Annotated in this window: 2 protein-coding genes; both read left to right on the plus strand. The window is 63.8% G+C overall.

All coding sequences use genetic code 11. The annotated features are described in order from the left end of the window. Window positions 1-105: 105 nt before the first annotated feature. Window positions 106-846, plus strand: coding sequence for a ribonuclease PH (gene rph / locus AB0O97_RS15910; RefSeq protein WP_363883924.1), 741 nt, complete (start codon window positions 106-108; stop codon window positions 844-846). Then, complete coding sequence (gene rdgB, locus AB0O97_RS15915) at window positions 846-1466, plus strand: RdgB/HAM1 family non-canonical purine NTP pyrophosphatase (RefSeq protein ID WP_363883926.1); 621 nt, start codon at window positions 846-848, stop codon at window positions 1464-1466. The genes rph and rdgB overlap by 1 nt, the downstream gene beginning before the upstream one ends. Window positions 1467-1614: the final 148 nt, after the last annotated feature.

A 1614-nucleotide genomic window follows, 5' to 3' on the forward strand; every position in this document is an offset into this window, starting at 1 on the left:
AACCTCGCTGCGCTCCCCAGCCGCTCCCACCGCTCGCAAGCTCGCGCCGGGTCCCTCGCGGCCGTGGGCCCACGCTGTGGCCCCTCGGCCGGTAGGCTTATACCCATGACTTCATCTGAAACACTCCGCGCCGACGGGCGCACCAATGACCAGCTTCGCGACATCACCATCACTCGCGGCTGGTCCAAGCAGGCCGAAGGTTCGGCCCTGATCGAATTCGGCAACACCCGCGTACTCTGCACCGCCTCCCTGACCCCCGGCGTGCCGCGCTGGCTCAAGGGCGAAGGCACCGGCTGGGTCACGGCCGAATACGCCATGCTCCCGCGCGCCACGAACACCCGCAACTCTCGCGAATCCGTCAAGGGCAAGATCGGTGGCCGCACCCATGAGATCTCCCGTCTGATCGGCCGCTCACTGCGCTCCATCATCGATACCAAGGCCCTCGGCGAAAACACCATTGTGCTGGACTGTGACGTGCTCCAGGCTGACGGCGGCACCCGCACGGCGGCCATCACCGGCGCCTACGTGGCCCTGGCCGACGCCATTGCGTTCGCCAAGGAAAACAAGCTGATCGCCAAGAACGCTCAGCCCTTGATTGACACCGTCTCCGCCATCTCTGTTGGCATCATCGACGGCGTCCCGATGCTGGATCTGCCCTACGTTGAAGACGTCCGCGCCGAGACCGACATGAACGTCGTTGTCACCGGCTCCGGCAAGTTCGTCGAGGTCCAGGGCACTGCAGAAGGCGCACCGTTCGATCGCGACGAGCTCAACCAGCTCCTGGACCTGGCCCTGATCGGGACCACGCAGCTGGCCCAGATCCAGCGCGAGACCCTCGGCAGCTAATGAGCGCGCCCAAACTGGTCCTCGCCACCCACAACCAGGGCAAGCTAAGGGAGCTGCGCGAGCTGCTCCGTGGCCAGATTCCTGGTCTGGATGTGGACACTGAAGTGCTCGACGCCGGAGCTATCGATGCCCCGGATGTTGCCGAAACAGGTGTCACCTTCGCGGCGAATGCCCGGCTGAAGGCTCACGCTGTGGCCCAGTTCAGCGGCGCTTTGGCTATTGCCGATGATTCAGGATTGGCCGTGGACGTGCTGGGCGGAGCACCGGGGATCTTCTCGGCGCGCTGGGCTGGCGCACACGGGGATGACACGGCGAACTTGAACCTGCTCTTGGCTCAGCTCTCGGATATTGCACCTGAGCACCGTGGCGCGCGCTTTGTCTGTGCCGCGGCGCTGGCCAACCCGGACGGATCCTTGGACATAGTGGAGGAGGGGACCCTTGAGGGAACCTTGCTTCCTGAGCCTCGGGGTGAGGGTGGCTTCGGTTACGACCCGATCCTGCAGCCGGTGGGACTGCATAAGTCCTGCGCCGAGCTAAGCAGCGCGGAGAAGAACGCCATCAGTCACCGGGGCAACGCCTTCCGGGCGTTGCTGCCCTACATCGTTAAGGCGCTTTCTTAAGCTCCACGTAGTTACTGCACGTCTCCCGCGAAATCGAAAGGGGAGTAGTTGACAATGTTCGTGAAGAACATTGCAAGTACCTTCCGGATGACCCCATGTACGGCGACCGCGCCGGCACCGAAATCAACTATGTCCCGATCATGCCCGT

This window comes from Specibacter sp. NPDC078692 (assembly GCF_040686835.1).
Lineage (GTDB): Bacteria > Actinomycetota > Actinomycetes > Actinomycetales > Micrococcaceae > Specibacter.

What these genes read in the sequence shown, in the direction of transcription:
- rph (WP_363883924.1), top strand. Translation starts at nt 106, where the DNA reads ATGACTTCATCTGAAACACTCCGCGCCGACGGGCGCACCAATGACCAG.
- rdgB (WP_363883926.1), top strand. Translation starts at nt 846, where the DNA reads ATGAGCGCGCCCAAACTGGTCCTCGCCACCCACAACCAGGGCAAGCTA.